This is a genomic window from Shewanella sp. SR43-8 (genome assembly GCF_014163775.1).
GTDB lineage: Bacteria > Pseudomonadota > Gammaproteobacteria > Enterobacterales > Shewanellaceae > Shewanella > Shewanella vesiculosa.
This window is the reverse complement of record NZ_JACJDX010000050.1, coordinates 1-251: the sequence shown is the minus strand read 5'-3', so window position 1 is coordinate 251 and position 251 is coordinate 1. Positions and strand designations below refer to the sequence as shown.

The window sequence follows — 251 nt, the reverse complement described above, 5'->3', positions numbered from 1 at the left end:
ACTGAGCTTGATGTCAATGAAGCGCCTGAGTTCACCCCACCCGTGGGCGAAACCAGCTACAACTTTAGCTACAATGAAAACAGCAGCGACAGCACGGTGATCGGTACTGTGTCTGCGACCGATCCAGAAGGCACGCCAGTGACCTACAGTATCGTCAGCGGCAATGATGACGCTTGGTTTGAGATTGATCCCGTGACCGGTGTCATCAGCTTGACCCCAGCGGGCGTGGCCGCCGTCGCCAATGACTTTGA

General features: G+C 55.8%; 1 protein-coding gene. It reads left to right on the top strand.

From position 1 onward, the window contains the following. Nucleotides 1-42: 42 nt before the first annotated feature. Nucleotides 43-251 (top strand): cadherin repeat domain-containing protein (locus H5114_RS20770; protein ID WP_310736401.1); only part of this gene is annotated, 209 nt, incomplete at its 3' end.